Raw genomic sequence first — 2,350 nt, forward strand, 5'->3', positions numbered from 1 at the left:
TTTTTTATTCTATCGAATATTAGAAAATTTTTCAAGAAAAACTTTTTATAAATTTTAATTAATATCCACTAAAATTATTACGTACTACAGTTCAATAATGTATATAAAAACCTCTATATTATTATAGAGGTTTAATTGTACTGATTATTTTTTAGTTATAAATATAACTGTTTCTTCTCCAGCTTCCACATTTCCAGCTTTTTCAACTTTTATACCATATTTTGCCTTGTCTACATTTAAGAAAGTTACAGGTGAAACTAACGAAATTCCTGCTTTGGTTATCGCATTTCTATCTAATGTACCAATTTTTTCGCCTTTTTTAACTGTATCTCCTATTTTCTTGAATAATTTTATGCCTTCACCATTTAATCCAGATGTTCCAAGTCCAACATGTATCAAAATATTATGTCCAAATTTATCCTGTATAATAAAGGCATGTTCTGTTGTATAAACATTTACTACTGTTCCGTCAGTTGGAGCGATTATTTCATCGCCTTCAATTTCTATCGCAAAACCATCTCCAAGAACTTTTGTATTAAAAATTTTGTCACTAATGTTTTCAATATCGTAGATTTTACCTTTATATGGAGCAATTATCTGATTTATTGCTTCAAGGGATTCATAATTTTCATTCACACTGTCTTCACTCAAGTTCAAAACATTCAAATCTATATTTCTTCCTGGTTTTTCTTCTGCAAATGAAGCTTCCATACCGTGTTCTTTTATTTTTTCAATATATTCTGTCAAATTACTTTTAATAACTGATACAGTAGGTCCATATACAACTTGAATTCCACTGCCTTTTTTGATAACTCCCATTGCTCCTGTACGCTTTAATGCCGCTTCATTTACTAAATCCATATTATTTACACGCATTCTCAGTCTAGTTGCACAGCACGTAACATCACCAAAATTATCAAGTCCTCCAAGTCCATCTATAATTGCTTGTGAAACTGTATCTTCTGCTACTGCACCTTGTTTTCGGCTGTCTCTCATAGTATTGTAATCATCTTTTGTGTATAATTTTGTATCTTCATCATCGTCTTCTCTTCCTGGAGTTTTTAAATTCCATTTTTGTATAACAAATTTAAAGAAGAAATAGTAAAGTACAAAATATATTACAAATATCGGCAATAATCTAATCCAGTGCGTTTTTGAACTTCCCGGCAAAATTCCATATAATGTGAAGTCTATTAATCCACAGGAAAAAGTAGTTCCTATTGCTATATCAAGTATTCTCATAAGTGCAAATGAAATTCCCGCAAAAATACAATGAACAACAAATACGAAAGGTGCTACGAATAAGAATGTAAATTCAATAGGCTCTGTAATCCCTGTAAGAAAACTTGTTAAAGCTGCTGAAAGTAACAATCCTCCAACTATTTTCTTTTTATTTGGTTTTGCACAATGATACATTGCAAGAGCAGCTCCTGGAAGTCCACCCATCATAAATGAATATTTCCCTGTCATAAATTTAGCCGCGTCTATGCTAAAACGTGTAGTGTTTGGCGATACTAATTCTGCAAAGAATATGTTTTGTGCTCCTGAAACCATTGTTCCATCTATCATTGCACTTCCACCCAGTCCTGTTTGCCAGAATGGAATGTACCAGATGTGATGAAGTCCAAAAGGTATTAATATTCTTTCCATAAATCCAAAAATAAATATTCCAATGTCCCCCGAACCTGTTACAACTCTTCCAATTGAGAATATTCCCTGCTGAATAACTGGCCAAATCGCAAAGGAAATAAATCCTACAACAATATAAGCAAACGTACATATAATCGGCACAAATCTAACTCCTGAAAAAAATGATATTGCCGCAGGAAGTTTTGTCTTATAAAATCTATTATGCAAAAATGCAACTCCAAGTCCTACTATAATTCCCCCAAACACTCCCATCTCAAGCGTTTGTATACCAAGCACCGAACTTATCGCACCATCCAGCACTTTTTCCGAAACAGTCCCGTCAGGTAAAATTTTTCCACTAAATACCAATAACGTTTTAATAGTTGTATGCATTATTATAAACGAAAGTCCAGAAGAGAGCACTGCAACCCCTTTTTCCTTTTTCGCCATTCCCAATGCTACTGCCATCGCAAATATCAAAGGCAAATTAGCAAATACTGCAAGTCCAACGTTATTCATTACAGTAAGGACATAATTCATAGGTGTCCCTTGTGCAAGCAATCCATCTAAATGATAAAATGCTATTGTCTTAGGATTTGTAAATGATGCACCTAAACCCAACAATAATCCAGCAACTGGCAAAATCGAAACTGGCAGGAAGAACGCTCTTCCTATTGTCTGCAACGTAAGAAAAATCTGATTTTCTTTCTTGTTCTTGTTC

The 2,350-nt window shown here is 33.4% G+C and carries 1 protein-coding gene; it reads right to left on the minus strand.

Going from position 1 to position 2,350, the window contains the following annotated elements; all coding sequences use genetic code 11:
* Nucleotides 1–144: 144 nt before the first annotated feature.
* The coding region (locus tag Q0370_RS04565; RefSeq protein ID WP_299572714.1) for a glucose PTS transporter subunit IIA at nucleotides 145–2,350 on the minus strand (2,206 nt) is incomplete at its 5' end.

This window comes from uncultured Leptotrichia sp. (assembly GCF_938036635.1).
Classification (GTDB): Bacteria; Fusobacteriota; Fusobacteriia; order Fusobacteriales; family Leptotrichiaceae; genus Leptotrichia; species Leptotrichia hongkongensis.